This is a genomic window from Streptomyces sp. WM6386, from assembly GCF_000972385.1.
In the GTDB taxonomy this organism is placed as follows: Bacteria; Actinomycetota; Actinomycetes; order Streptomycetales; family Streptomycetaceae; genus Streptomyces.
The window spans coordinates 1-1,180 of the sequence record NZ_JXTE01000199.1 but is presented as its reverse complement, the minus strand read 5'-3'; the positions used below and the strand labels follow the sequence as shown (position 1 = coordinate 1,180).

The following is a 1,180-nucleotide window of genomic DNA, read 5'->3' as shown; positions in this document are numbered from 1 at the left end:
GCCGAGTTCGCCGATGAGGATTTCTTCGGTGTGCTGGCCCAGGAGGGGTGGGGTGGTGATGTGGGTGGGGGAGTCGGAGAGTTTGAGGGGGTTGCCGACGGTGGTGAAGGTGCCGCGTTCGGGGTGGTCGACTGCGACGACGATCTCGTTGGCGGCCAGGGAGGGGTCCTCGATGATCTCTTTGGTGGACAGGATCGGCCCGCAGGGAATGTTGTGGCTGTTGAGCTGCTGCAGGACGTGCCATTTGGGGAGGGTGGTGGTCCATTCCTCGATGAGCTGGAACATTTTGGCGAGGTGGGGCAGCCGGGCCTCGGGGGTGGCCCATTGCGGGTCGGTGGCCAGTTCCGGGCGGCCGATCAGGTGGGCCAGGGGTGGCCAGCCGGCGGGCTGGACGATGACGTAGACGTAGTCGTTGGGTCCGCCGGGCGCGCATTTGACGGCCCAGCCGGGCTGGCCGCCGCCGGAGGCGTTGCCCGAGCGGGGGACCTCGTCGGTGAAGTCGTCGCCGGGGTATTCCGCCAGCGGGCCGTGGGTGAGGCGTTGCTGGTCGCGGAGTTTGACCCGGCACAGGTTGAGGACGGCGTGCTGCATGGCCACGTTCACCCGCTGTCCGCGCCCGGTCGACTCGCGCTGGAACAGGGCGGCCAGGATGGCGGCCACCGCGTGGATGCCGGTGCCCGAATCGCCGATCTGCGCGCCGGTCGCCATCGGCGGCCCGTCGGGGAATCCGGTGGTCGCCATCGACCCGCCCATCGCCTGTGCCACCACCTCATAGGCTTTGAAGTTGGTGTACGGGCCCTCTCCGAAGCCCTTGATGGAGGCGTACACGATCCGCGGGTTGATCTCCCGGATCCGTTCCCAGGTGAACCCCATCCGCTCCACCGCACCAGGAGCGAAGTTCTCCACCATCACATCCGAACGCCCGATCAGCTCGGTCAGCAGCTCCCTGCCCCGCTCGGACTTGGTGTTCAGCGTGACACTGCGCTTGTTGCAGTTGAGCATCGTGAAATACAGCGAGTCCACACCCGGCACATCCCGCAACTGCCCGCGCGTGATGTCCCCGCCCGGCGCCTCCACCTTCACCACGTCCGCACCCAGCCACGCCAGCAACTGCGTCGCCGACGGACCCGACTGCACATGCGTCATATCCAGCACCCGCACACCCTCAAGAGCCTTCGTC

At 67.4% G+C, this 1,180-nt stretch carries 1 protein-coding gene; it reads right to left on the bottom strand.

All coding sequences use genetic code 11. The features are described 5' to 3' along the window. On the bottom strand, positions 1–1,180 hold a 1,180-nt coding region (frc, locus tag TN53_RS40710), incomplete at both ends, for a formyl-CoA transferase (RefSeq protein ID WP_234441821.1).